The sequence below is a fragment of the Streptomyces kryoterrae genome (assembly GCF_054072135.1).
The window spans coordinates 8,755,317-8,779,353 of sequence record NZ_CM133358.1; the positions used below are offsets into that span (position 1 = coordinate 8,755,317).

General features: G+C 71.5%; 23 protein-coding genes. 9 read left to right on the forward strand and 14 right to left on the reverse strand.

The window, feature by feature from the left end:
* Nucleotides 1-22 precede the first annotated feature (22 nt).
* Nucleotides 23-1,303 (reverse strand): sensor histidine kinase, encoded by a 1,281-nt coding sequence (locus tag ACW4TU_RS38965; protein ID WP_457421226.1) that lies wholly within the window; start codon nucleotides 1,301-1,303, stop codon nucleotides 23-25.
* A gap of 107 nt (nucleotides 1,304-1,410) precedes the next feature.
* On the opposite strand from ACW4TU_RS38965, the gene ACW4TU_RS38970 reads away from it, so the two are divergent.
* Nucleotides 1,411-2,382, forward strand: a complete 972-nt coding sequence (locus ACW4TU_RS38970; protein ID WP_457421228.1) for an ATP-binding cassette domain-containing protein — start codon at nucleotides 1,411-1,413, stop codon at nucleotides 2,380-2,382.
* Nucleotides 2,383-2,384: 2 nt separating this feature from the next.
* Complete coding sequence (locus tag ACW4TU_RS38975) at nucleotides 2,385-3,113, forward strand: ABC transporter permease (protein WP_457421230.1); 729 nt, start codon at nucleotides 2,385-2,387, stop codon at nucleotides 3,111-3,113.
* 27 nt (nucleotides 3,114-3,140) lie between these two features.
* On the opposite strand, the gene mug is transcribed toward ACW4TU_RS38975, so the two are convergent.
* The 9 genes from mug to ACW4TU_RS39020 all read right to left on the reverse strand — a co-directional run bounded on the left by mug (nucleotide 3,141) and on the right by ACW4TU_RS39020 (nucleotide 14,391).
* Nucleotides 3,141-3,683 carry a G/U mismatch-specific DNA glycosylase gene (gene mug, locus ACW4TU_RS38980; RefSeq protein ID WP_457430539.1) on the reverse strand — a complete coding sequence of 181 codons (543 nt, stop codon included), beginning with the start codon at nucleotides 3,681-3,683 and terminating at the stop codon, nucleotides 3,141-3,143.
* On the reverse strand, nucleotides 3,680-5,122 hold the full coding sequence (gene purB / locus ACW4TU_RS38985; RefSeq protein ID WP_457421232.1) for an adenylosuccinate lyase: 1,443 nt from the start codon (nucleotides 5,120-5,122) through the stop codon (nucleotides 3,680-3,682). Before purB ends, mug begins: the two co-directional genes overlap by 4 nt.
* Nucleotides 5,123-5,325: 203 nt before the next feature.
* Nucleotides 5,326-6,573, reverse strand: coding sequence for an NAD(P)/FAD-dependent oxidoreductase (locus tag ACW4TU_RS38990; RefSeq protein WP_457421234.1), 1,248 nt, complete (start codon nucleotides 6,571-6,573; stop codon nucleotides 5,326-5,328).
* Nucleotides 6,570-8,591 (reverse strand): LodA/GoxA family CTQ-dependent oxidase, encoded by a 2,022-nt coding sequence (locus tag ACW4TU_RS38995; RefSeq protein WP_457421236.1) that lies wholly within the window; start codon nucleotides 8,589-8,591, stop codon nucleotides 6,570-6,572. Before ACW4TU_RS38995 ends, ACW4TU_RS38990 begins: the two co-directional genes overlap by 4 nt.
* A 97-nt stretch (nucleotides 8,592-8,688) precedes the next feature.
* A complete protein-coding gene (locus ACW4TU_RS39000) occupies nucleotides 8,689-9,528 on the reverse strand; it encodes an SGNH/GDSL hydrolase family protein (protein ID WP_457421238.1) in 840 nt (279 codons plus the stop codon).
* 70 nt (nucleotides 9,529-9,598) lie between these two features.
* The gene (locus ACW4TU_RS39005) at nucleotides 9,599-10,636 is read right to left on the reverse strand and encodes a hemolysin family protein (RefSeq protein WP_457421240.1); all 1,038 of its coding nucleotides are present in this window, start codon (nucleotides 10,634-10,636) and stop codon (nucleotides 9,599-9,601) included.
* Nucleotides 10,633-12,027 (reverse strand): hemolysin family protein, encoded by a 1,395-nt coding sequence (locus tag ACW4TU_RS39010; RefSeq protein WP_457421242.1) that lies wholly within the window; start codon nucleotides 12,025-12,027, stop codon nucleotides 10,633-10,635. Before ACW4TU_RS39010 ends, ACW4TU_RS39005 begins: the two co-directional genes overlap by 4 nt.
* 186 nt (nucleotides 12,028-12,213) lie before the next feature.
* The gene (locus ACW4TU_RS39015; protein ID WP_457421244.1) at nucleotides 12,214-12,639 is read right to left on the reverse strand and encodes a GNAT family N-acetyltransferase; all 426 of its coding nucleotides are present in this window, start codon (nucleotides 12,637-12,639) and stop codon (nucleotides 12,214-12,216) included.
* 90 nt (nucleotides 12,640-12,729) lie between these two features.
* Nucleotides 12,730-14,391, reverse strand: a complete 1,662-nt coding sequence (locus ACW4TU_RS39020) for an FAD-dependent oxidoreductase (RefSeq protein ID WP_457421246.1) — start codon at nucleotides 14,389-14,391, stop codon at nucleotides 12,730-12,732.
* Nucleotides 14,392-14,674: 283 nt separating this feature from the next.
* Between ACW4TU_RS39020 and ACW4TU_RS39025 the strand changes: the two genes are divergently transcribed.
* From ACW4TU_RS39025 to ACW4TU_RS39055, 7 genes are all read left to right on the forward strand, one after another.
* Nucleotides 14,675-15,799: a SchA/CurD-like domain-containing protein gene (locus ACW4TU_RS39025; protein WP_457421248.1), complete on the forward strand. Its 1,125-nt coding sequence runs from the start codon at nucleotides 14,675-14,677 to the stop codon at nucleotides 15,797-15,799.
* Between the two features lie 65 nt (nucleotides 15,800-15,864).
* On the forward strand, nucleotides 15,865-16,347 hold the full coding sequence (locus ACW4TU_RS39030; RefSeq protein WP_164323492.1) for a cupin domain-containing protein: 483 nt from the start codon (nucleotides 15,865-15,867) through the stop codon (nucleotides 16,345-16,347).
* Nucleotides 16,344-17,612, forward strand: coding sequence for a beta-ketoacyl-[acyl-carrier-protein] synthase family protein (locus ACW4TU_RS39035; protein ID WP_457421250.1), 1,269 nt, complete (start codon nucleotides 16,344-16,346; stop codon nucleotides 17,610-17,612). Before ACW4TU_RS39030 ends, ACW4TU_RS39035 begins: the two co-directional genes overlap by 4 nt.
* The gene (locus tag ACW4TU_RS39040) at nucleotides 17,609-18,865 is read left to right on the forward strand and encodes a beta-ketoacyl synthase N-terminal-like domain-containing protein (protein WP_457421252.1); all 1,257 of its coding nucleotides are present in this window, start codon (nucleotides 17,609-17,611) and stop codon (nucleotides 18,863-18,865) included. The genes ACW4TU_RS39035 and ACW4TU_RS39040 overlap by 4 nt, the downstream gene beginning before the upstream one ends.
* A 26-nt stretch (nucleotides 18,866-18,891) precedes the next feature.
* The gene (locus ACW4TU_RS39045; RefSeq protein WP_164323487.1) at nucleotides 18,892-19,152 is read left to right on the forward strand and encodes a phosphopantetheine-binding protein; all 261 of its coding nucleotides are present in this window, start codon (nucleotides 18,892-18,894) and stop codon (nucleotides 19,150-19,152) included.
* 1 nt (nucleotide 19,153) lies between these two features.
* Nucleotides 19,154-19,630 (forward strand): SRPBCC family protein, encoded by a 477-nt coding sequence (locus ACW4TU_RS39050; protein ID WP_006380470.1) that lies wholly within the window; start codon nucleotides 19,154-19,156, stop codon nucleotides 19,628-19,630.
* A 25-nt stretch (nucleotides 19,631-19,655) separates the two neighbouring features.
* Complete coding sequence (locus ACW4TU_RS39055) at nucleotides 19,656-19,988, forward strand: TcmI family type II polyketide cyclase (protein ID WP_457421255.1); 333 nt, start codon at nucleotides 19,656-19,658, stop codon at nucleotides 19,986-19,988.
* Nucleotides 19,989-20,057: 69 nt separating this feature from the next.
* On the opposite strand, the gene ACW4TU_RS39060 is transcribed toward ACW4TU_RS39055, so the two are convergent.
* The 4 genes from ACW4TU_RS39060 to ACW4TU_RS39075 form a co-directional block, all read right to left on the reverse strand.
* Entirely contained in the window at nucleotides 20,058-21,116 is a 1,059-nt protein-coding gene (locus tag ACW4TU_RS39060) for a methyltransferase (RefSeq protein WP_457421257.1), read from the reverse strand.
* Between the two features lie 59 nt (nucleotides 21,117-21,175).
* Complete coding sequence (locus tag ACW4TU_RS39065) at nucleotides 21,176-22,255, reverse strand: right-handed parallel beta-helix repeat-containing protein (RefSeq protein ID WP_457421259.1); 1,080 nt, start codon at nucleotides 22,253-22,255, stop codon at nucleotides 21,176-21,178.
* 76 nt (nucleotides 22,256-22,331) lie between these two features.
* Complete coding sequence (locus ACW4TU_RS39070; RefSeq protein WP_457421261.1) at nucleotides 22,332-23,015, reverse strand: class F sortase; 684 nt, start codon at nucleotides 23,013-23,015, stop codon at nucleotides 22,332-22,334.
* 140 nt (nucleotides 23,016-23,155) lie between these two features.
* Nucleotides 23,156-23,815: a hypothetical protein gene (locus ACW4TU_RS39075; RefSeq protein WP_457421263.1), complete on the reverse strand. Its 660-nt coding sequence runs from the start codon at nucleotides 23,813-23,815 to the stop codon at nucleotides 23,156-23,158.
* Nucleotides 23,816-24,037: the final 222 nt, after the last annotated feature.

Here is a 24,037-nt window from a genome sequence, read left to right on the forward strand (position 1 = left end):
CCGGGGGAGGGCGCGTGGCCGGTCAGCCGCTTCTCCCGGCACCGAGGGCCGCACCCGGTCGTTGTCGTCCGCTCCGTGGCAGCCTCTTGGCCCTTGCGTCGGGTCCGCCGAGACGGGCTCCCGGCCTCACCCGGCCGTCCCCGACCGGCAGTTCGACGCGTACCCGCCACTCGCCCGCCGCCCCCACCTCCACGCCCGTCCACGCCCGCCCGCCCAGCAGCGCCGCCCGTTCCCGTATCCCGCGCAGGCCGTTGCTGCCCCGGCCCGGACCCGGTATCGCGGCGGCCGTCGGATTGCGGACGTCGAGCACCAGCGTGCCGTCGGCGAACGCCACCCGGACCCGCACCGGGACCGGACCCGCGTGCCGCAGCACGTTGGTGAGCGACTCCTGGAGGATCCGGTAGCCCTCGCGGGACACCGGACCCGGCAGAGCGTCCAGCGGGCCGGTCAGTTCGGCGTCGACCTTCGACCCCGAGGCGCGTGCGGAATCCAGGAGGCGGCCGGCCTCGGTCAGGGCGGGGCGGCTGCTCGCGGGGCGGTCCGACTCGCGCAGCACGCCCAGCACCCGCTCGAGGTCCTCCAGGGCGGCCCGGCCGGTCTCCTCGATGGCGCCCAGGGCGCGGTCGGTGAACTCCGGGTCGCCGGCCGCCCGGGCGGCGCCCGCCTGGACCACCGCCACCGTGAGCGCGTGCCCTATGGAGTCGTGCAGTTCGCGGGCTATGCGGCTGCGCTCCAGAAGTTGCTCCGTGCGCTCCTCCAGCGCGGCGAGCCGCTCGGACGGAGAGGGGCCCAGCAGGCTGCGCGCGGCGGCGGTGACCAGCTCGCCCAGTCCGACCACCACACCGTAGAAGGCGATCAGCGGCAGCGGTGCGAGCAGGGCGTACACCCAGGGCGGCTGCGAGGCCGGCAGGAACGGGTTGTCGCCGGCGAAGTACCCGGTGGCGGCCCGGACCAGGTCGACGGAGGTCACCGGCAGCCAGACACTGGCGCCCATCGCCACCGCCCCCAGCGCCATCCGCACCTCCAGCCACAGCACCGTCCGCAGCCGGTCCCGCCAACTTGCCGACGGCGCCACGGAGATGGCCGACTCGCGCTCGCCCGGCGTCAGCAGCAGCCGCGCCTGCACCCCCTCGCCCAGCCGCACGGCCGGAATCAGCCCGACCGGCAGCAGGATCGCCGCGGGCATCCACGGGCTCGACATGTCGATGAACATCCACACGCTCACGAGGAGCATCGGCACCCACAGGTGCAGCAAGCGGGTGTACGTCGTCCCCCGCAGCAGCGGGCGCAGAAAGCGGGCCATGGCGACATCGTGACAGCCGCCACTGACAACGGGCCTCCCCCGGACGGGGGATACGGCCTCCACCGGCGGGGGAGGCCCGTCACCGCCCGTCCCGCCAGGCTGCTGCCATGACCAGCATCGACGTCCATGACCTCTCCAAGGAGCACGGCACCGTACGAGCCGTCGACCACCTCACCTTCAGCGTCCGGCCCGGCCGAGTCACCGGATTCCTCGGCCCCAACGGCGCCGGAAAGTCCACCACCATGCGGCTTGTGCTCGGCCTGGACCGGCCGACCCACGGCACCGCCACCGTCGGCGGCCAGGCCTACGCCACCCTCCGCGAGCCCCTCCGCACGGTCGGCGCCCTGCTTGATGCCCAGGCCGCCCATGGCTCCCGTACCGCCCGCGACCACCTCCGGGCGCTCGCGGTGGGCAACCGCATCCCGGACCGCCGGGTCGACGAGGTGCTGGCCGAGACAGGGCTCGCCTCCGTGGCGCGCCGCCGGGTGAAGACGTACTCCCTGGGCATGCGCCAGCGGCTCGGCATCGCGGCTGCGCTCCTCGGTGACCCCGAGGTGGTGATGCTCGACGAGCCGTCGAACGGCCTCGACCCCGAAGGCATCGTCTGGATCCGCGGGTTGCTGCGCCGGCTGGCCCAGGAGGGCCGTACGGTCCTGGTCTCCAGCCACCTCATGAACGAGACCGCGTCCTTCGCCGACCACCTCGTCGTCCTCGGCCGAGGACGACTGCTCGCCGACACCCCGATGCGCGAGTTCATCGACGCGCGCGTACGGCCACGCGTGCGTGTGCGCACCCCGGACGGCGCGGCCCTCCGCCGACTGCTGGCAGAGCACGGTTACGAGGCCGCCGCGCACGACGACGGCCCCGACGGCCACTGGACCGTGGAGTACGCGCGCGTGGAGCACATCGGCCGGCTCACCTCCGCCGCAGGCCTGACCGTCCTCGAACTGGCTGCCGACGAGGGCACGTTGGAGCAGGCCTACCTGGACCTGACGGCGTCGGACACCGAGTTCACCACGATTCCGGCCACAGCGCCCGCCCTGAAGCCCCAGCAGTCCCAGCGGTCCCAGGAGGCCTGAGCATGTCCTTCGTACCCGTACTCCACGCTGAGTTGATCAAGATCCGTACCCTGCGGTCGCTGCTCGGGGCGCTGGGCGCGGTCGTCCTCGTCACGGGGCTGTTCTCGGCGCTCGCCGGGCTCGACTCCGGCGCCGGCGAGGCGGACTTCGACCCGCTGTTCGCGGCGTTCTCCGGCATCAGCTTCGGGCAGATCGCGGCAGTTGCCTTCGGCGCCACGGCGGTGTCGTCCGAGTTCCATGGCGGCGGCCTGCGCGCCACGCTGGCCGCGGTGCCCCGCCGGGGGCGCTGGTTCCTGGCCAAGACGGCCGCGATCGCCCTCCCTGTCGTGACCGTCGGACTGGTCGCCGGGGGAGTGAGCCTGGCCGTCGGAAAGGCGGTCCTCGGCGCCGACGCGAACGGCCTGACCTGGGCCGAAGGCCTGCGGGGGGTGCTCGGCTGCGGCCTCTACCTCACGCTGATGGCCCTGCTCGCGGCCGGCCTGACCGCCCTGCTGCGCAGCGGAGTCGCCACGCTGAGCATCCTGGTCCCGTTCCTGCTCATCGTCTCGTTCGTGGTCGGCGGCGTCTCGGGCACCGTCGCCGACTTCCTGCCGGACAAGGCGGGCCAGGTGGTGCTCCACCAGACCTGGGACGGCTCACTGGGTCCCTGGACCGGCCTCGGGGTGACCGCACTGTGGGCGGCCGCCGCGCTGCTGGCGGGCGCGTGGACCGTACGACACCGGGACGCGTGACGGCCGTATGCGCACGTGGCACGGGACCTATGAAGCCGCCTCCCGCAGCCGTCCGAACTCCTCGGCCATGGTCGCCGCTGTCCAGTGCGCGTTGAGACCGCTCGGGTTGGGCAGTACCCACACGCGCGAGTCCCCGATCAGCCGCTCCTGCGGGCCCACCTGGGCCCTGCGGTCGTCGAACGCGGCCCGGTACGCCGTCACGCCCACCACGGCCAGCCAGCGGGGCCGCAGCCGTGTCACCTTCGCGGCCAGCAGCCGGCCGCCTTCGCGGTACTCCTCGGCGGACAGTTCGTCGGCCCGGGCGGTCGCCCGCGCGACGACGTTCGTGATGCCGAGCCCGTACGCGAGCAACTCGCCCTGTTCGGCGGGCTTCAGGAGTCGCGGAGTGAACCCGGAGAGGTGGAGGACGGGCCAGAAGCGGTTGCCGGGGCGGGCGAAGTGATGGCCCGTAGCCGCTGTCATCAGGCCGGGGTTGATGCCGCAGAACAGGACGTGGAGGCCGTCCGCGACGACGTCCGGTACGAGACGGTCGCGGGCGGCCTCCAGTTCGGCCTGGGTGAAGCGGGTCAGAGGATCGCTCCGGGGGTGTAGGCCGCGGCCTCGGGGTGCTGCTTGGCGATCTCCTCGATCCGCGCGACCACGGCGGCGACCTGGTCTGCGGCGGCGCCCGTGAACGACAGCTTGTCGGCCATCAGCGCGTCGAGCTGAGCGCGGTCCAGCGGGATGCGCTCGTCGGCGGCGAGCTTGTCGAGAAGCTCGTTGCGCTCGGTGCCCTGCTCGCGCATGGCGAGCGCGGAGGCGACGGCGTTCTCCTTGATGGCCTCGTGCGCGACCTCACGCCCGACACCAGCGCGCACCGCGCCCATCAGCACCTTGGTGGTGGCGAGGAAGGGGAGGTAGCGGTCCAGCTCGCGCGCGACGACGGCCGGGAAGGCGCCGAACTCGTCGAGGACCGTCAGGAAGGTCTCCAGCAGACCGTCGAGGGCGAAGAACGCGTCGGGGAGGGCCACCCTGCGCACCACCGAGCAGGACACGTCACCCTCGTTCCACTGGTCGCCCGCCAGCTCGCCCGTCATCGAGGCGTAGCCGCGCAGGATCACCATGAGCCCGTTGACGCGCTCGCAGGAACGGGTGTTCATCTTGTGCGGCATCGCGGACGAGCCGACCTGGCCGGGCTTGAAGCCCTCGGTCACCAGCTCGTGCCCGGCCATCAGCCGGATCGTCTTGGCGGTCGACGAGGGCGCGGCGGCCAGCTGCACCAGCGCGGTGACGACCTCGTAGTCGAGCGAACGCGGGTAGACCTGGCCGACGGAGGTGAAGGCGGTGGAGAAGCCCAGGTGACCGGCGATCCGCTGCTCCAGCTCGGCGAGCTTGGCCGCGTCGCCGCCGAGCAGGTCGAGCATGTCCTGGGCGGTGCCCACGGGACCCTTGATGCCGCGCAGCGGATACCGCCCGAGCAGTTCCTCGACCCGGGCGTACGCGACGAGCAGCTCGTCGGCGGCGGTCGCGAACCGCTTGCCGAGGGTGGTGGCCTGCGCGGCCACGTTGTGCGAGCGGCCGGCCATGACCAGCTCGCCGTACTCACCCGCGAGCTTCCCGAGCCGCGCCAGCACGGCCACCGTACGGTCGCGCACCAGCTCCAGCGAGAGCCGGATCTGCAGCTGCTCCACGTTCTCGGTGAGGTCGCGGGAGGTCATGCCCTTGTGGACGTGCTCGTGCCCGGCGAGGTCGTTGAACTCCTCGATCCGCGCCTTCACATCGTGCCGGGTGACCTTCTCGCGCTCGGCGATGGACGCCAGGTCGACGGTGTCGATGACCCGCTCGTAGTCGGTGAGGGCGGCGTCGGGCACCTCGATACCGAGGTCCTTCTGGGCCCGCAGCACGGCGAGCCAGAGCCGGCGCTCCAGCCTCACCTTCTGCTCGGGCGACCAGAGCGTGGCGAGCTCGGCGGAGGCGTAACGTCCGGCGAGGACGTTCGGGATGCGGGGCTTTGCGGGTGCGGCGGTCACGTGCACGGATTCTACTGGCGCTTCGTGCAGGCCGGCGCCACGGTCCTGTTCGGAGGAAGCTACGAGAGGCCGCCGCTGTACGACGTGATCTCCGCGCCGGAAGGTGCGCAACTCTCGGCAGCGCGGCGGATCACCGGAAGTCTGCCCCTGAACTGCTCAGGCCGATGCGGCTTGAGCAGTTCAGGTCGCACCGGCCGAGGCTGTCAGGGCATGTCGGCCACGCGCCGCGCCCAGAAGGAGCGGTCGGTCCAGCGGGCCTCCTGGGCGTGGATGACACGGTGGCCGCGCAGATACGCGCGCTGTGCGGCCACGACCTGCTCCGCGTACGCGGCGAGGGCCGAGTCCGCGCCGTCAGCAACGCGGCTCAGATGGTCATCGACGGCCAGGCCCGTGCTCAGCCCGGTGTAGAGGGCGGTCAGCACACCCTGGGAGGAGAGCGGGTCGAAGGCGACGGCCGCGTCCCCGGCGGCGGTCCAGCCCTCTCCGTACACCCGGTCCAGGTGCGCTGTGTGCGCGGCGGCCCGGCGGGGTGCGGTGGGTGACGTGGTCGGGGGCCCGTCCCGGTGGACCCATCGGGACACGTGGCGGGTGGCCGACATCCGTCGGTGGAAGTGGCGTGCGGTGTGGGTGGCGGCGGGCAGGTCGGTGTCGGTGAAGTAGGCGACCAGGCGCCCGCCGGAGGGCTGCGGGGCGGTGTACCACCAGCCGTCCTCGTCGGACTCGACGAGGGCGCGGCGGTCGGTGTCCAGCGGGTCCGCCTCCAGGGGCACGTACAGGGCTGTGAGCCGGTCCCGGACCCGCCGCCGGGCCCCGTACCGGACCGCGATCGCGGCGGCGCGGCCGGTGGCGTCGATCACCCAGCGGCAGCGCACCGTACGCTCGCCACCGGACGCGGACCCGGACCCGCCCCCGGACCCACCTCCGCCTGCGGACCCGCTCCCGCCGCCGGACTCGCCGCCGGACCCGGACCCGCACCCCGACCCGGTGCCGGCAGGGCCCGTGCCTCCGCGCAGGACCAGAGTCCAGCCGCCGTCCGGCGTCCGCGTCGTCTCGCGTACGGTCGTGCCCTCGGCGACCTCGGCCCCCGCCGCGCGGGAGGCGTCGCGCAGTCGCCGGTCGAACAACCGCCGGTCGAGGTGCCAGCCATGGCCGTGCGGGTCGTTGATGAAGTCGACGGCGTGCAGGTCGGCCGAGCCCCACGCCGAAAGACTGCCGTAGCAGGGCAGATGGCCGGAGTCGAGAACGCGGTCGGCGACGCCGAGGTCGCCGAGCAGGACCCGCCCGGCGGGCACGAGCGTCTCGCCGACCTTGGGCGGCCCGGTGCCGGCGTCCGCCAGCAGAACCGTACGGCCGGCCCGGGCGAGCATGAGCGCGGCGGCGCAGCCGGCCGGGCCGCCGCCCGCCACCACGACGTCGTAGGTGTCCGCGCCGGGAGGGAGTGCGGCGCTCACCGCGCGTCGCGGAACGGGTCGAGTTTCTCGAGGTACCCGGCGGTGATCTCCTCCTCGCGGTAGCCGGTCGCCCTGGCCGCTTCGCCGACCGCCCGTGCCGCGGACTCGGCCTCGACGGTTTCGGGGGCGAGCATTCCCTCGGGCGAGCGGCCCGCCGCCGCGGCCAACACGTGCGGCCCCACCTCGGGCACCTGCACGTTGACGAGGTTCGCCGTGGCCGGTGCCTGATCGAGCGGTTGTCCCGGGCGCGACTCCACCAGGATCCGTGCGGGGAACTTCCCGTCGCCCACGGTGTAGTCGCGCACCTCGACGACGCCGAGTTTGGCCCAGTCCTTGATCATCTGGGTGCGCTGCTCGTTCATGGTGCCGGTGAGTCCGCGCAGCCAGGTCGCCCGCCGCTCGAACGCCTCCTCCCGGGCGCTGTCGTCGCTCCCGGCCGACGGCGTGTTGACCTTCTCGAAGTCCTCCAGCTTGAGCACATGGTTGGGCACCTGCGCAGGCCAGAAGGTCGGCAGGTACGGGCTGTACCGGGGCCCCAGGTTGGCCAGCACCTCGTAGCCCGAGCGGCAGCTCGCGGTGTCCGCCTGCCAGGGGGCGGCCATCCAGCGGGTGAGGTCCCCGGGGCCCTGCGCCTGCAGGGGGCCGGTGGCGGAGACCGCCTCCTCCGGAGTGAGGGTGGGCCCGTAGTCGGGTTCCGCGGTGGCGGGGGCGCGGTGCCGGATGCGGAAGGGTGCGCTGAACATGCTCGCGTGCCTGATCGGCCAGGTGACCTCGATCCCCGGGTGGAACGCGTCGGCGGCGCAGCCCTCCAGGGCCGCCCGGTCCAGCAGCCCCGGCTGCTCGGCGGCAGGGGCCTCGTCGACCGTGGGGCGCGGCTGCCGCAGGGGTCCGGCCACGAACGCCCCGTCCGCCCAACGCTGCAGCATCCAGTCCTGGGTGGGCGACAGCGTCAGGTGCTGAAGCACGGACTTCGGCTTGCTGGCCATGGCGTCGCCGTACAGCCAAGGCCACGGCAGCGGGGACTTTCCGTCGCGGTCGTAGTCGCGCAAGGAGGCGTACACCTGGCGGCGCAGTTCCCGGGTTCGGTTGGACGGATCGGCGAGCCTCTTGCGCATCGCCGGGGAGAGGAAGAAGTTGGGGCCGTTCCAGCCGAACTGGGTCGCGAAACCGTGGTTGACCCACTGCAGATCGCAGAACCTGCGGAATATCGGCTCGATGTGATCGGTGTACGAGATCTGCTGCGGGCGGGTCAGCGAACCGGCCTGGACGAAGACGTCGAAGAGCAGGTCGTAGAGGGTACGGACGGACTTCACGCCGGGGGCGTAGTGCGGAGGTCCCACCACGACCCAGGCCGGCACGGCGGTTAGATTGTGGCCGTCGATTGTGACCTTCGCTGTCACCGGGCCGTCGGACACGTCGTCGTACCAGGTGTCGTTGTTGGTGACCCCGGTGATCGGCTGGTTCTTGTAGGAGGCGGAGTTTCCCCGGCCGCCGAGCACCACCAGGCGGCCGTCGGAACGGGTGGAGATCTCACCGAGGTACACCGCCTTGTCCATGACCTTGCCGGTGTCGAACTTCTGCGTCTCGGTCTTCGAGCCGCGAACGGTGCGGGTGCCGGGATCGTTGACCAGCTTCTTCCTGTCGGCGACCACGACGGCGGCGTTGCGTCGGCCGTACTGCTCTGCCGTGAGCGTCTTGCCCTCGGGGATGTCCAGCGCCAGATGGAACTGGTACCAGGCGGCCTTCTTGTTGGCCAGATGCACCGTCCACTGGATCTCGGTGACCCCCTCGGTACCCGGCTTCAGCTCCCGTACGACCTCCCCCGCGGCGTTGTAGCCGTACACGCGGAATCGTGCGGCCTGCCTCCGGAGCGCCCCGGAAGCGTCCTTGTAGGAGCCGGCGTCCGCTGGTTTCTGGTCCGGTGATTCCGGGCCGATGAAGGGTGCTTCCGCGCTGTTGCCGACCCGGGCGACACCGATGGCGGGGTGGATCTTCACCTGCACGATGTGACTGTCCATCAAAGAACCTTCCGTTGAGGGTTCAACCGGTCGAAGGTATGTGGTCGCACATGAAGAGGGCGCAGGCCAAGCTCGCGTTCCGAGGGCGGGGTTCCGGTCAGGGTCCTACCCGGCGCCAGTCCGTCACAGGGCCGGGGTCCGTGTGGTCCGCAGGGGTGATCCAGAAGGCCTTGCCCAGCTCGGTGCTGAACTGGGCGCCTGTCCGGCCGTCCCCCGACGAGCGCCCCGTCAGCCGGCGGCCTATCCACGGCAGTAGGTACTGCCGGGTGAAGCGGGCGTCCGCGACCCGGCGGGCGGCCCAGCCGGGAGGCAACGTGGCCGGCACCGGCGTATGCCACTCCGGGTCCTCGGCCTCGTAGCCGAGGGTCTGCCAGACCGCCTCGGCGACCCTCCGGTGGCCCTCGCCCGTCAGGTGCAGCCGGTCGACGTCCCACAGGCGGGGGTCACCGAGCGAGGCGGCCCCGTACAGGTCGACCACGAGCGCGCCGTGCCGGGACGCGAGGTCGTCGATACAGGTGAACAGCTCCTCCATGCGCGGCCGGAAGCGCTCCATGACCGGGCCCTGGCGGCCGGGGCTGTGCATCAGCACCAGCTGCTTGCACGCGGGTGCCAGTTGCTCCACGGCCTCCTCCAGGAGCCCGCGGACCCGCCCCATGTCGCACGTGGGGCGCAGCGTGTCGTTGAGCCCGCCCACGAGCGTGATCACATCGGGCTCCATGGCCACGGCCACGGGCACCTGCTCGGCGGTGATCTGCCCGATGAGCTTGCCGCGCACGGCGAGGTTCGCGTACCGGAAGCCGGGCGTGCGGGCGGCCATCCGGGCCGCGAGGAGGTCGGCCCAGCCGCGGTACGTACCGTCCGGCAGCCGGTCCGACATGCCCTCGGTGAAGGAGTCGCCGACCGCGACAAGGCTGGTGTAAGAGGCATTCGTCTGCATGGCGACAGAGATGATAACCCGTACACATACCCGGCGGTCGGTCGACCTGTGGGAGGCGTCCCGCAGCGGTCTACGCCGGCTGTCCGAACAGCTCGCGCAACACGTCCTCCATCGTCACCATGCCCGCCAGCAGCCCGTCCTCGCCCTGTACCGCCGCCAGGTGCGTACGGCTGCGCCGCATCGCCGTGAGGACGTCGTCCAGGGGGGTGTCCGCCTGTACGCTCGCGATGGGCCGCATGTCCCGGACCTGGAAGGCGAGGTCCCGGGGCGCGGCGTCCAGCGCGTCCTTGACGTGCAGGTACCCGGCGATCCGGCGTTCGTCGTCCACCACCGGGAAGCGGGAGAAGCCCGACTCGGCCGACAGCCGTTCCAACTCCTCCGGAGTGACGCCCACGCGCGCGTAGACGACGCTCTCCAGATGGAGCACGACGTCACGCACCGGGCGCCGGCCCAGTTCCAGGGCGTCGTGAAGGCGTTCCCGCGCGCGGTCGTCGATGAGCCCCGCCTCGCCGGAGTCCCGGACCAGACGGGCCAGTTCGGCGTCCGAGAAGGTCGCCGTGACCTCGTCCTTGACCTCGACGCGCAGCAGCTTCAGGAGCATGTTCGCGAAGGCGTTGATCGTGAAGATCACCGGTTTCAGTGCCCGCGCCACGGCCACCAGGGGCGGACCGAGCAGCAGCGCGCTGCGCACCGGCTCGGCGAGCGCGATGTTCTTCGGCACCATCTCGCCGAGCAGCATGTGCAGATACGTCGCCAGGGCGAGGGCGATCACGAAGGACACCGCGTGGCCCGCGCTCTCGGGGACGCCCACCGCGTGGAACACCGGCTCCAGCAGATGCGCGATCGCCGGTTCCGCGACCACACCGAGGATCAGCGTGCACAGCGTGATGCCCAGCTGGGCCGCGGCCAGCAGCGCGGACACGTGCTCCAGGCCCCACAGCACGCTCTTCGCCCGCCGGTCGCCGTCCGCACGGTCCCCGTCGGCGCCTTCCTCGACGTACTGCTCGATCTGGCTGCGGCGTACGGAGATCAGCGCGAACTCGGCCCCCACGAAGAAGGCGTTGACGACCAGCGTCGCCAGACCGATCAGCAGTTGGACGGTGGTCACTTCGCCTCCCCTTCCTTCGCGTCTGTCTTCTCCGGCTTGTCTGCCCTGTCTGCCCTGCTCGCGTCGGGTCCCTCGGGCTCCTCGTGCGCGCGCGGTGCGTGCAGCAGGACGCGGGCGGCCCTGCGGCCCGAGGCGTCCAGTACGTCCAGGCGCCAGTCGGCCATCTCGACGGTGTCGCCGGCCTGCGGGATACGGCCCAGCTCGGTCGCGATCAGGCCGGCGAGCGTCTCGTACGGCCCTTCGGGCAGCCGGAGGCCGACGCGGGCGAGCTGGTCGGTGCGGGCGGCGCCGTCCGCGGAGTAGAGGGTGCGGCCCTCGTCGTCCACGCCGGCCGGGTCGAGGTCGGACGTCTCGTGCGGGTCGTGCTCGTCCCGTACCTCGCCGACGACCTCCTCGACGATGTCCTCCAGCGTGGCCACGCCCGCCGTACCGCCGTACTCGTCGATGACGACGGCCATCGTGCGCTTGCCGGAGAGCCGGTCGAGGAGCCGGTCGACGGTCAGTGACTCGGGGACCAGCAGCGGCTCGCGCATCAGTTCGGAGACGGGCACCCGGGTGCGGCGTTCCGCGGGCACCGCGAGGCAGTCCTTGATGTGCGCGACGCCGACGACCGAGTCGAGGTTGCCGCGGTAGACGGGGAACCGGGAGAGCCCGGTCGCGCGCGTCGCGTTCGCCACGTCCTCGCAGGTCGCCTGGGCGTCGAGGGCGACGACCTGGACGCGCGGTGTCATCACGTTCTCCGCGGTGAGGTCGGCGAGGTTCAGGGTCCGTACGAACAGTTCCGCGGTGTCGGGCTCCAGGGCGCCCGCCTTGGCGGAGTGCCGGGCCAGCGCGGCCAGTTCCTGGGGGCCGCGCGCGGAGGCCAGCTCCTCGGCGGGCTCGATGCCGAAGAGGCGCACCATGCGGTTCGCCGTGTTGTTGAGGTGCGTGATGAACGGCCGGAACGCGGCGCTGAACAGGCGCTGCGGCGTCGCCACCCGCTTGGCCACGGCCAGCGGTGCGGAGATCGCCCAGTTCTTGGGCACCAGTTCGCCGAAGACCATCAGGAAGACGGTCGACAGCGCCGTCCCGATCACCAGCGCCAGAGTGGAGGACATGGAGGCCGAGACGCCGAGCGACTCGAGCGGGCCCGCGATCAGCGCGGCGATCGACGGCTCGGAGAGCATACCGACCACGAGATTGGTGACCGTGATGCCGAGCTGCGCGCCGGAGAGCTGGAACGTGAGGTTCCGCACGGCCTTCAGGGCGCCGGCGGCACCCCGCTCACCGCGTTCCACCGCGCGCTCCAGCTCACCGCGCTCGACCGTGGTCAGGGAGAACTCCGCCGCGACGAAGGCACCGCACGCCAGGGAGAGCAGGATCGCCACCAGGAGGAGGAGCACTTCTGTCATCGGGTCACCTCCGTCCCATGATCGGGCAGGGCCGGCGGGATCGCTCGACGTCGAGTGGTGCTGTCGCTACTGGGAGGCTCGCCCATGGGCGGACGCTCACACCTTTCCTGGAGAAGTACCGGGGAGGTACCGGGGAAGTACCGGGAACCAACTGGTCCACCAATAGTAAAGGATGCGCAAAGTGGCTCAGTCGGTGAGGGGTTTCACCCAGCGCCGCCACTGCTCCTGGGCCCCGTACCCGGCCGCACGCCATGCATGCTGCCCGCTCTCGTTGCGCTCCAGCACCATGGCGTCCGCGCGCCGCCCGCCCAGTCGTACGAACCGTTCCTCAGCGGCGGCCAGCAGCGCCGAACCGATGCCCTGCCGACGCCGCTCCGGGTGCACCGCCAGCCGGTAGAGATGGCAGCGCCAGCCGTCGAAACCGGCGATCACGGTGCCCGACAGCACCCCGTCGCGCTCCGCGAGGAGCAGGGCCTCCGGGTCCCGGTCGACGAGTCGGGCCACGCCGTCGCGGTCGTCGCTGATGCTGGTTCCCTCGGCGGCCTCGCGCCAGAACCTCAGCACGGAGTCGATGTCCGCGTGGGTGGCGGGGCGGATGCGCAGATCACTCATGGGCCGAGCCAAGCAGAGCGGCGACCTATCTGGCCAACTCGTTTCCGTGCACGGAAGTGAAGTTTCCGTGCACGGACGTGTACCGAGTGGTCAGTCCCGGTCAAGCAGCGCCGACAGAGCTTCCCGCAACACCGCCCCCGGGTCCGCCTGCGGCCCTTCGGAGCGCCAGGCGACGAACCCGTCGGGGCGCACCAGCACCGCTCCCTCCGGGGTGACGCCGTGCGCCTCCGCCCACTCCAGGTCGCTCGCGGGGGACAGCTCGGCGTCCGGCCCGCTGCCGATCCGGTACGCGTCGAGCGGCACCGACAGCTGCCGTGCGACCTCGGTCGCAGCGTCGTGCCATCCGCCGTCCGCGCCCGCCGAGCTGAGGAGCACCAGCGAACCCTCGTACAGGTCGAGCGTGGAGATCCGGGTGCCGGCGCGGTTCAGCCACAGGTGGGGAGCCCTGCTCCCCGGCTCACCCGTCAGCCGTACGCCCTCGGGCACGACCGGCACCGCCGGATCGGCGCCGAGGACCGCGCCCCGCGGATAGCGGTAACCGAGGGCCACGTTGAGGATTCCGCCCTTCCTGCCGCCGGGGCCGGCGGCTCCGGGCGCGGGCGTGTACCCGGGGTGGCTGTGCTCGACCGACCGCGCGGAGGCACGGGCGCTCGTCGCCTCCGCGACCGGCCTGCGCTCCATGTCGTACGACCCCAGCAGACCGGGACCCGCCCAGCCGCCCAGCACGGCGGCCAGCTTCCAGGCGAGGTTGTGGGCGTCCTGGATACCGGTGTTGGAGCCGAACGCCCCGGTGGGGGACATCTCGTGGGCCGAGTCGCCGGCGAGGAACACCCGGCGGTCCGCGTACCGTTCGGCGACCCGCTCGGCGGCGTGCCAGGCGGCCCTGCCGGTGATCTCCACATCCAGGTCCGGTACGCCGACGGCCCGCCGGATGTGTTCCCGGCACCGCTCGTCGGTGAACTCCTCCAGCGTCTCGCCCTGTTCGGGGTGCCAGGGCGCGTGGAACACCCAGCGCTCCCGGTTGTCGACCGGCAGCAGGGCCCCGTCGGCGTCCGGGCTGGTCAGGTAGCAGACGATGAAGCGCCGGTCGCCGACCACGTCCGCGAGGCCGCGGGAGGTGAAGGTGACGCTCACGTTGTGGAACAGGTCGCCGGGGCCGTTCTGCCCGATGCCGAGCTGCTCGCGGACGGGGCTGCGCGGACCGTCCGCCGCGACGAGGTAGTCCGCCCGGACGGTGGTGTGCTCACCGGTCTCCCGGCTCTTGAGCCGCGCGGTCACCCCGTCGGGGTCCTGCTCGAACGACATCAGCTCGGTCGAGAACCGCAGATCCCCGCCGAGCGCCCGCGCGTTCTCCAGCAGGACCGGCTCCAGGTCGTTCTGGCTGCACAGGCACCAACCGCTGGGGCTGAACCGGGCGAGCCCGCCGCCGGGGTCGATCTCCTTGAACAGCCACTCGCCCACGTCGCCGACCAGGCCCGGCGTCTGCAGGATGCCGTGGTTGTCCGCCAGGACCGACGCCGCCTCCTCGATGCGCCGCTCCACTCCGGCCACCCTGAACAACTCCATGGTGCGCACGTTGTTCCCGCGCCCACGTGGATGGATCGAGGTGCCCGAGTGACGCTCCACGAGTGTGTGGGGCACCCCCAGACGCCCGAGGAACAGGGAGGTGGACAGCCCTACCAGGGAGCCGCCGACGATCAGAACGGGTGTGTGGTGGCCGCCTGTGCCGTCGGCCTCTTCCGCGCGGTTCATTGAATGCCTCCAGTGTCTGCCGGTCGAGGCCGGACGCGGGTCAGCGAGGGGATGCCCCTGCACAGTGCCTCCCCGGGGACCGTTCCGCCCGCCGGGGGCACCCGGATGGCGCACGATTCACCCGCCCGACCCCGTGGGAGTCGCGCACATCGCCACTCGCGTCAACGATCGGCTCATGGCGGACCGGGCATTTCGGACACGACGGCCGCTCCCGCCTTCCACGGCGAACATCCACCACGAGTTCCATGACGGACTTCCACGACGAAGAGGAGAGGTGCGCCGGATGACCATCTCGGGACGCATATCGCAGTCGGCGTTCGACGGCTCCAGGCTGCGGGTGATCCTGCTGCTCGACCTGTACGAAGGAGCCCAGCAGCAGTTCCTGGACGCGTACGAACTCATGCGCAACCAGGTCGCGTCCGTGCCCGGTCACCTCAGTGACCAGCTCTGCCAGTCGATCGAGAACCCCTCGCAGTGGCTCATCACCAGCGAGTGGGAGAGCGCCCCGCCCTTCCTCGCCTGGGTGAACAGCGAGGAGCACGTCGAGACCGTCCGGCCGATGCACAGCTGCGTCCGGGACACCCGCTCGATGCGCTACAGCATCGTCCGGGAGACGACCCCCAACGCCCCCCTCACGCCGGAGCAGTCGACAGCCGGCATGCAGGTGGCGGCCCGCGTGGGCGACGGTGTCGCACGCCACGCCCTCACCTTCACCGTCAAGCCCGGCTCCGAGTCGAAGGTCGCCGAGATCCTGGCCGGCTACACCTCGCCCGAGGCCCAGGTCGACGACACCACCCGGCTGCGCCGCACCTCCCTCTTCATGCACGGCAACCGCGTCGTACGGGCCGTGGAGGTCGAGGGCGACCTCCTCGCCGCCCTGCGCCACGTCGCCCGCCAGCCCGAGGTGCGGGCCGTCGAGGAGGCCATCAACCCGTACCTGGAACAGGACCGGGACCTCAGCGACCCCGACTCGGCGCGGGTGTTCTTCACCCGGGCGGCGCTCCCGGCGGTCCACCACGTGGTCTCAGCCGAGGAGGCACCCGCCGGACTGCGGCGCCACGCGCTGTACTACCCGGCGAAGGAGGGCCGCGGGATGGACCTGGCCCGGCTGCTCGCCCACCAGGACGAGGCCGCGGCGGACGACCCGGCCTGCCCGGTGTACGGCAGCACCGTCTTCCAGCGTGATGACATCGTTGTCAGGCTCGTCGACATCACCTGCGAGCTCGACGCCGACCCGATGGCCTCCCTCGGCCTCAAGGGCCCCGGAAAGGCAGCGGAGTTGGAGCGTCTCCTGGACGGCTCCGCGATCGGTGTCGAGGGCTCCCTGGAGACGGACCGCAACCTCAACCGCCTCCTGTCGCACGCCGACATGATGCCCGTCACCGACCGCAGCTCGGCGCGTTCCTGACCGACCGCCCCGGCGCTCTCCGCGCCGCCCGGACGACTTCCCAGCCCCACCCGGAGGTGTCAACCATGAACAAGCAGCACCCATGCATCGTGGACCTGAGCGAGACAGAACCCAACCGCAGACGCGGAGGCGACCTGCGGGCCATGCTCACGCCCGCCACGGTGGGTTCCACCAGCGGCTTCATGGGCCTGGCGATCGTCCAGCCCGGTGAGCGCATCGGGGAGCACTACCACCCGTACTCCGAGGAGTTCGTGTACGTCGTCGCAGGCAGCCTCGAAGTGGATCTGGACGGCGAGACGCACGCCCTCAGGCCCGACCAGGGCCTCCTGATCCCGATCGACGTGCGCCACCGCTTCCGCAACGTCGGTGACGTGGAGGCCCGCATGGTCTTCCACCTGGGCCCGCTCGCCCCCCGCCCCAGCCTCGGGCACGTCGACACGGAGGTGACCGAAACCGCCGTACCCGGCACGGAGTTCGCCGTCGGCGGGCCGGACCGGCTCGCTCCGGACCACGGACAGCGGTCCGAGCGGAGCGGGGCCATACGGTGACCCGGCGGGTGGCTGTCACCGGTATCGGTGTGGTCGCTCCAGGCGGCACCGGGGCGACGGCGTTCTGGGACCTCCTCGCCGGCGGCCGTACCGCGACCAGGGGCATCACGCTGTTCGATCCGGTGGGACTGCGTTCGCGCATCGCCGCCGAATGCGACTTCGACCCGTTCGCGCACGGCCTGGACCCGGAACTGAGCCAGCACGCGGACCGCTACATCCAGTTCGCCATGGTCGCCGCCGCCGAAGCCGTCGGCGACTCGGGCCTCGACACCGGCACCCAGGACCCCTGGCGCGTCGCGGTCTCCCTGGGCAGCGCCGTCGGCGGCACCACCCGCCTCGAGCACGACTACGTCAAGGTCAGCGAGGGCGGCCGGCGGTGGGACGTGGACCATCGCGGCGCCGACCCGGAACTGCACCGGGCGTTCTCGCCGAGCACCCTCGCCTCGGTCGTCGCCGAGCAGTTCGGCGCCCAGGGCCCGGTGCAGACCGTCTCCACCGGCTGCACCTCCGGGATCGACGCGGTCGGCTACGCCTTCCACACCATCGAGGAGGGCCGGGCCGACATCTGCATCGCCGGGGCGGCGGACTCGCCGATATCGCCGATCACCATGGCCTGCTTCGACGCCATCAAGGCGACGTCGGACAACAACGACGACCCCGGACACGCCTCCAAGCCCTTCGACGCCCGCCGCAACGGGTTCGTGATGGGCGAGGGCGCGGCGGTGCTCGTCCTGGAGGAGTACGAGCACGCCCGGGCCCGCGGCGCGCACATCTACTGCGAGGTCGGCGGCTACGCCACGTTCGGCAACGCGTACCACATGACCGGTCTGACCTGCGAGGGACTGGAGATGGCCCGGGCGATCGACTCCACGCTCGACCAGGCCCGCCTCGATCCCACGCTGATCGACTACGTCAACGCGCACGGCTCGGGCACCAAACAGAACGACCGGCACGAGACCGCCGCGGTGAAACGGTCCCTGGGCGCCCACGCCTACGACACACCCATGAGCTCCATCAAATCCATGGTGGGTCACTCACTGGGCGCGATCGGCGCGATCGAGATCGTCGCGTGCGTCCTGGCGCTGAAGCACCAGGTCGTACCGCCGACGGCGAACTACGAGACACCCGACCCCGAGTGCGACCTGGACTACGTGCCGCGCACCGCGCGCCAGCGCAGGCTCAGGAACGTGCTCTCCGTCGGCAGCGGATTCGGCGGCTTCCAGTCGGCCGTACTGCTGACCGGGCCGGGCGGGAGGAAACGATGACCACACGGCAGACTCGGCGCACCCCGCGCGCGGCCATCACCGGTATCGGTGTGATCGCGCCCAACGGCCTGCGGACCGACGCGTACTGGAAGGCCGTCGGCGAAGGCCTCGTCGTCCTGGACGGGATCACCCGCGACGGCTGCGGACACCTGCCGCTCCGGGTGGCCGGGGAGGTCCGGGGCTTCGACGCCGCGGACCTCATCGAGGAACGTTTCCTCGTCCAGACCGACCCGTTCAGTCACTTCGCCATGGCAGCCGCCGCACTCGCCCTCGACGACGCCGGAATCGGCCGGGGCGAGCCCACCGAGCCCTTCGACATCGGTGTGGTCACCGCGGCCGGGTCCGGCGGCGGCGAGTTCGGGCAGCGGGAGCTCCAGAAGCTGTGGGGCCAGGGATCCCGGTACGTCGGCCCGTACCAGTCCATCGCCTGGTTCTACGCCGCCAGCACCGGCCAGATCTCCATCCGCGGCGGCTTCAAGGGACCGTGCGGGGTGGTCGCGAGCGACGAGGCCGGCGGTCTGGACGCCGTCGCGCACGCCGCCCGGGCCGTACGGCGCGGCACCGGCGCGGTCGTCGTCGGCAGTGCGGAGGCACCCCTCGCCCCCTACTCGATGGTCTGCCAGCTCGGCTACGCCGAACTCAGCACCGTCGAGGACCCGGCCCGCGCCTACCGTCCCTTCACCAAGGGCGCCTGCGGGTTCGTGCCCGCGGAGGGCGGCGCCATGCTCGTCGTCGAGGACGAGAACCGCGCCCGGGAACGGGGAGCGGCCGTCCGGGCCACCGTGGCCGGTCACGCCGCCACCTTCACCGGCGCCTCCCGCTGGGACCGGTCCCGGGAGGGGCTCGCCCACGCGATCAGGGGCGCACTCGACGAGGCCGGGTGCGCCCCCGAGGAGATCGACGTCGTGTTCGCGGACGCCCTGGGCGTCCCGGAGGCGGACCGCGCCGAGGCCGGTGCCATCGCCGACGCCCTCGGGGCGCACGGTGCCAAGGTCCCGGTCACGGCGCCCAAGACCGGCATCGGGCGCGCCTACTGCGGGGCGCCCGTGCTGGACATCGCCGCCGCGGTGCTCGCCATGGAGCACCGCCTGATCCCGCCCACCCCCAACGTGTTCGACATCTGCCACGACCTCGACCTGGTGATGTCCCGCGCTCGCCCCGCCGAGCCGCGCACGGCCCTGGTCCTCAGCCGGGGACTGATGGGTTCCAACGCGGCGCTGGTAGTGCGCCGTGGAGACGACTCCGCCCGATGACCACCGGGCGGGAAGGAGACACCCGCATGCTCACCACCCAAGTGACCTACGACGAGCTGGCCGCCCTGATGAAGAGGGGAGCCGGAGTCACCGTCGACCCCGGCGAGCTGGAGCGCGCCTCGGACACCCCCTTCGGGATCCTCGGCCTCGACTCGCTCGGCCTGCTCGGCATCGTCGGCGAGCTGGAGAACCAGTACGGCCGCTCGCTTCCCCCCGACTCGGAGCGCTGCAGGACGCCCCAGGAGTTCCTCGACCTCGTCAACAGCACCCTCAAGGCTGGAGCCTGAAGTGGCCGGACACACCGAGAACAGCATCACCGTCGACGCCCCTCTCGACCTCGTCTGGGACATCACCAACGACATCGAGAACTGGCCCCGGCTCTTCACCGAGTACTCGTCGCTCGAAGTGCTCTCCCGCGAGGGCGACACGACGGCCTTCCGTCTGACCATGTACCCGGACGACAACGGCAAGGTCTGGAGCTGGGTCTCGGAACGCACCGTGGACCGCGCCAACCGGACCGTCCGCGCCCGCCGGGTGGAGACGGGCCCCTTCGCCCACATGAACATCCTGTGGGAGTACACGGAGCTGCCGGGCGGCACCCAGATGCGCTGGACGCAGGACTTCGCGATGAAGCCCGACGCCCCGGTCGACGACGACTGGATGACGGACAACATCAACCGCAACTCCCGCACGCAGATGGCGCTCATCCGGGACCGGATCGAGCAGGTCGCCCGCGACCGCCAGAACGCGCCCCTGCCCCGCTGAGCCACCGGCCCGGAAAGGACCCCCGATGCACCACGCCCTGATCGTCGCCCGCATGGCACCCGAGTCGGCGCCGGCGATCGCCGACCTGTTCGCCGCCTCCGACAGCGGCGAACTCCCGCACCTCGTCGGTGTCACCCGCCGCAGCCTCTTCCAGTACGGCGACGTGTACCTGCACTTCATCGAGGCCGACCAGGACCCGGCGCCCGCCATCGCGAAGGTGGCCGGCCACCCCGAGTTCCGGAGCGTCAGCGACAAGCTGTCCGCGTACGTCTCCGCGTACGACCCGCTGACGTGGCGCAGCCCCAAGGACGCCATGGCGCGCTGCTTCTACCAGTGGGAGCGCACCGGCAGCTCCTGAGCACCGAAACCCCGAGGCCGGTACCGCGAGATTCGCGGTACCGGCCTCGGGGTTTCGGCTGTGGTGCGGTCAGCTGGGGACGGTGCACTCGAAGGCGTGCAGATACGCGTTGACCGGGCGGATCTCGCCGATGACCAGGCCCGCGTCCGTCAGCCGGTCGACCATGCTCTGCCGGGTGTGCTTCGCACCGCCGACGTTCAGGAGCAGCAGCAGGTCCATCGCGGTCGTGAACTTCATCGACGGTGTGTCGTCCACGAGGTTCTCGATCACGACGACCCGCGCACCGGGCCGCGCCGCCTTCCGGACGTTCGCCAGCGCCCTGCGGGTGCTCTCGTCGTCCCACTCCAGGATGTTCTTGATGATGTACACATCCGCCTGTACGGGGATGTCCTCCCGGCAGTCCCCGGCCACGACGCTCACCCGAGCGGCCAGTGAACCTCCGGCGCGCAGCCGCGGATCGGCGTTCTCCACCACTCCGGGCAGGTCGAGCAGCGTGCCCTGCATCCCGGGGTGCTTCTCCAGCAGGCTGGCCACGACCTGCCCCTGTCCGCCGCCGATGTCGGCGACCGAGGACACCCCGGTCAGGTCCAGCAGGTTCGCGACGTCCCGCGCGGACTGCTCGCTGGACGTCGTCATGGCCCGGTTGAAGACGTACGCCGACTCGGGGGCCTCTTCGTTGAGGTACGCGAAGAACTCCCTGTCGTACATGTCCTCGAAGACGTTGCGCCCGGAGCGCACCGCCTCGTCGAGCTGGGGCCAGACGTTCCACGTCCACGGCTCGGTGCACCACAGCGCGATGTACCGCAGGCTGTGCGGGTCGTCCTCGCGCAGCAGCCGGGACATCTCCGTGTGGACGAAGGTGCCGTCGGGGCGCTCCTCGAAGACGCCCTGGCAGGACAGCGCGCGCAGCAGCCGCCTGAGGGTGTGGGGCTGGGTCTTCACCGCCGCCGCCAGGTCCTCCACGGTCGTGGGCGTGTCGGCGTCCAGGGCGTCCGCGACGCCCAGCCGGGCGGCGGCGCGTACGGCGGCGGCGCAGGCCGCCCCGAACACGAGCTCCCTCAGCCGCATGGGAGCCGGGGGAGCGGGGGGAGCCATGGAAGTGGGGGGTGCCGGGTCAACGGTCGTCATGTGGATCCTCGCCTCTGTGGTTGTGCCGTGCGGGGGGGGAGTGGTGGGGCGTCGGTCGGTCAGCACAGTCCCGCGGGTTCGGAGACCCCGCAGGTGTTGTCGCGGAAGGTGTTGTTCGTGCCGGTGTCCCGGTCGGCGAGATCGGCCGTGCTGTTGCGAAGCACCACGTTGTCGCGGATCTCGTTGCTCTCGTTGGGGGCGCCCACGAAGCTCTTGAACAGCACGATGCCGCCCGACAGCGGGGAGGTGCCCACGTTGTCCTCGACCCTGTTCTTCGTCACCAGCGTCTTCTCGGTGCCGGTGAGGACGATGCCCGAGCCCTGCAGGAAGGGCAGCCGGGGGGTCTTCGGACACAGCTTGTTGTTGGCGTGGATGTGGTTCCGGCTCACGGACATCGCCCCGGCGCGCGGCTTGCCCTCGTCGCCGACGACGAACACCCCGGCGCAGTTGCCGGTCGCCTCGTTGTGTTCGACGGTCAGGTTCCGCAGGCGCCGCACGGTGACGCCGATGCGGTTGCCGAGCAGCCGGTTGTGATTGATTTCGGTGCCCTTGGAGTCCTGGGCCCCGTCCTCGCGGTCGACGGTGTTGGCGACGAAGAGCCCGGCGTCACCGTTGCGCTCGGCGGTGTTGTGGCTGAACACACCGCGCACGGACCGCTCCTGGGCGATGCCCCACTGCCCGTTCTTCTCGGCGGTCACGTACTTGACTTTCAGCCGATCGGTCCACGACGCCCACAGGCCGTTCTTGGCGAAGCCCCGGAGTGTCAGTGAGCGCAGGGTGACGTCCTTGACGGGGTGGCTCTTGGTGCCGGTCACACAGATGCCGTTGCCCGCGGTGGCACAGGTGTTGTCGGCGGCGGCCGGGCCGGGGACGATGACGGCGGGTCCGGCGACGGAACCCCGCAGCGTCAGGTCCGACACCGTGATGCGGACACTCTCGTGGTAGGTGCCGGGGGAGAGGACAACGGTGTCCCCCGGCCGGGCGGCGTCCACCGCCTGCTGGATCGATTCGCCGGGCTGTACCCGGTGGGTTCGGAGCATCTGATGCGCCGTGCGGTGGTCCGCCGGCGCGGCGGCACCCAGCCCCGACGCCACTACTGCCGCGGTGCATACGAGGTGGGTGATCTGTCGTCTGGTCATATGCCGAAGCTAGGAGCGGGTGTTCCGGCTCGCCACCGCTGATCCCCCAGGTGGGCCCCCGCCGGACGCCGACGGGTCAGACGAGGTGGGCGAAGACCACCAGGTTGTCGGTGTAGTCCCGCGCCGAGTGGTCGTAGTCACCGGCGCAGGTGATCAGCCGGACCTGGGCCTGCGGGGTGTCGGCGTACACGCGCTGGTCGGGGAAGTCGTCCTTCGCGAAGGTCTCGACACTGTCGACCACGAAGACGGCCGTGCGCCTGTCGGACCGGTTGACGGAGAAGCGGTTCCCCTTCTTCAGTTCGCTGAGCCCCGCGAAGACCGCGGGGGCGGTCGCCGTGTCGACGTGCCCGGCGATGATCGCGGTACCCGCCTCGCCCGGGGACACGCCGTTCTCCTGCCAGCCGACCATGTTCACGTCGTCGGCGGGCGGGGGTTCGAGCTGGCCGGTGTCGCCGATGGCGAGGCCGACGAAGGGGGCGTCCACGCCGATGGCCGGGATGAGCAGGCGCGTCGGCCGGGCCCGCGGCAGATGCTTTCCGGGCTGCGGCGCGGCCGAGGACCTCGGCGCCGCCGACGAGGACGGGGCGTGGGCCGCGGCGGCGCGCGGCGCGCGGGCGTCGTCGGTCGACCCGCCGTTCCCGGAGAAGAGGAAGACCGCCGGGATCAGGAGAACGACGGTCCACGCGAGCAGACGTACGACGAAGCGCCGCCGGGGCGACACCGATGTGGACCCAACAGGGGAAGGCAACCGGGTTGCCATCGGAAAACCACCTCACTGGAACACGGGCACAGCACGTAGGGGACCGAGAGGGACCCGAGGGAGTGAACCGGCCGGGCCGCCGCAGTGCGCACAGGCGGATGTGCGCACGCGACGGCCCCGGCTGCTATGTCAGGCATCGGTCAGGACGCGCCGTCGGCCGCGTTCCTGCGACGCATCGCGAACGCACCGGCGCCGACGACCGCCAGGGCCGCCAGCCCGCCGGCCGTGACACTCGGGGCCGCCAGCGCGCCGCCACCGGTGTGCATGCCACCGCTGGGCTTCTCGTGCTTGGAGCCCCAGTCGCCCTTGCCGCCCTCGTCGCTGCTGTCGTCCTTGCTCCAGTCGTCCTTCTTGCTCTCGTCGGTGCTGTCGTCCTTGCTCCAGTCGCCCTTCTTGCTCTCGTCCGCGCTGTCGCCCTTGCTCCAGTCGCCGCCCTCGTTCACCGCGGTGAGCGCACCGCCACCCGTGTGCACTCCACCGCTCGGCTTGTCGTGCTTGCTCCAGTCGCCCTTCTTGGCCTCGTCGGTGTTGTCGTCCTTGCTCCAGTCGCCCTTCTTGCTCTCGTCCGCGCTGTCGTCCTTGCTCCAGTCGCCGCCCTCGTTCACCGCGGTGAGCGCACCGCCACCCGTGTGCACTCCACCGCTCGGCTTGTCGTGCTTGCTGTCCTTGTCGTGCTCCTTGCTGTACGAAGAGTCACCGTTGTCCCAGTCGCCGCCGTCGGCGGCGAAGGCGCCGGGTGCGGCGATCGCGAGAGCGGCCGTGGCCGTCGCGGTAGCGAGGAGCAGGCGGGCAGAGCGCATGGTCGAAATCCTTCCGCCGCGGCTGGGGCGCTGACGTGATGTCAGCTGACGAGACCCGGCCCCGACGTGATCCACCGTCAGCCAGACCGGCCCGGCGCACCACTCGAGCCACCCACCCGACTGACCCGCACGGCGGTACCCGGCTCGGGCGGCCGATCGTCCCCGGAGCGAGCAACAAAGCTCTGACCAGGTATTTGATCGGCTGACCGGCAGTCACTTCCC

Excerpts from the sequence above, each read along its gene's own strand:
- ACW4TU_RS38965 (WP_457421226.1), bottom strand. The coding sequence starts at position 1,303 with ATGGCCCGCTTTCTGCGCCCGCTGCTGCGGGGGACGACGTACACCCGC.
- ACW4TU_RS38970 (WP_457421228.1), top strand. The coding sequence starts at position 1,411 with ATGACCAGCATCGACGTCCATGACCTCTCCAAGGAGCACGGCACCGTA.
- ACW4TU_RS38975 (WP_457421230.1), top strand. The coding sequence starts at position 2,385 with ATGTCCTTCGTACCCGTACTCCACGCTGAGTTGATCAAGATCCGTACC.
- ACW4TU_RS38995 (WP_457421236.1), bottom strand. The coding sequence starts at position 8,591 with ATGGACAGTCACATCGTGCAGGTGAAGATCCACCCCGCCATCGGTGTC.
- ACW4TU_RS39000 (WP_457421238.1), bottom strand. The coding sequence starts at position 9,528 with ATGCAGACGAATGCCTCTTACACCAGCCTTGTCGCGGTCGGCGACTCC.
- ACW4TU_RS39010 (WP_457421242.1), bottom strand. The coding sequence starts at position 12,027 with ATGACAGAAGTGCTCCTCCTCCTGGTGGCGATCCTGCTCTCCCTGGCG.
- ACW4TU_RS39015 (WP_457421244.1), bottom strand. The coding sequence starts at position 12,639 with ATGAGTGATCTGCGCATCCGCCCCGCCACCCACGCGGACATCGACTCC.
- ACW4TU_RS39020 (WP_457421246.1), bottom strand. The coding sequence starts at position 14,391 with ATGAACCGCGCGGAAGAGGCCGACGGCACAGGCGGCCACCACACACCC.
- ACW4TU_RS39025 (WP_457421248.1), top strand. The coding sequence starts at position 14,675 with ATGACCATCTCGGGACGCATATCGCAGTCGGCGTTCGACGGCTCCAGG.
- ACW4TU_RS39030 (WP_164323492.1), top strand. The coding sequence starts at position 15,865 with ATGAACAAGCAGCACCCATGCATCGTGGACCTGAGCGAGACAGAACCC.
- ACW4TU_RS39040 (WP_457421252.1), top strand. The coding sequence starts at position 17,609 with ATGACCACACGGCAGACTCGGCGCACCCCGCGCGCGGCCATCACCGGT.
- ACW4TU_RS39045 (WP_164323487.1), top strand. The coding sequence starts at position 18,892 with ATGCTCACCACCCAAGTGACCTACGACGAGCTGGCCGCCCTGATGAAG.
- ACW4TU_RS39055 (WP_457421255.1), top strand. The coding sequence starts at position 19,656 with ATGCACCACGCCCTGATCGTCGCCCGCATGGCACCCGAGTCGGCGCCG.
- ACW4TU_RS39060 (WP_457421257.1), bottom strand. The coding sequence starts at position 21,116 with ATGACGACCGTTGACCCGGCACCCCCCACTTCCATGGCTCCCCCCGCT.
- ACW4TU_RS39065 (WP_457421259.1), bottom strand. The coding sequence starts at position 22,255 with ATGACCAGACGACAGATCACCCACCTCGTATGCACCGCGGCAGTAGTG.
- ACW4TU_RS39070 (WP_457421261.1), bottom strand. The coding sequence starts at position 23,015 with ATGGCAACCCGGTTGCCTTCCCCTGTTGGGTCCACATCGGTGTCGCCC.
- ACW4TU_RS39075 (WP_457421263.1), bottom strand. The coding sequence starts at position 23,815 with ATGCGCTCTGCCCGCCTGCTCCTCGCTACCGCGACGGCCACGGCCGCT.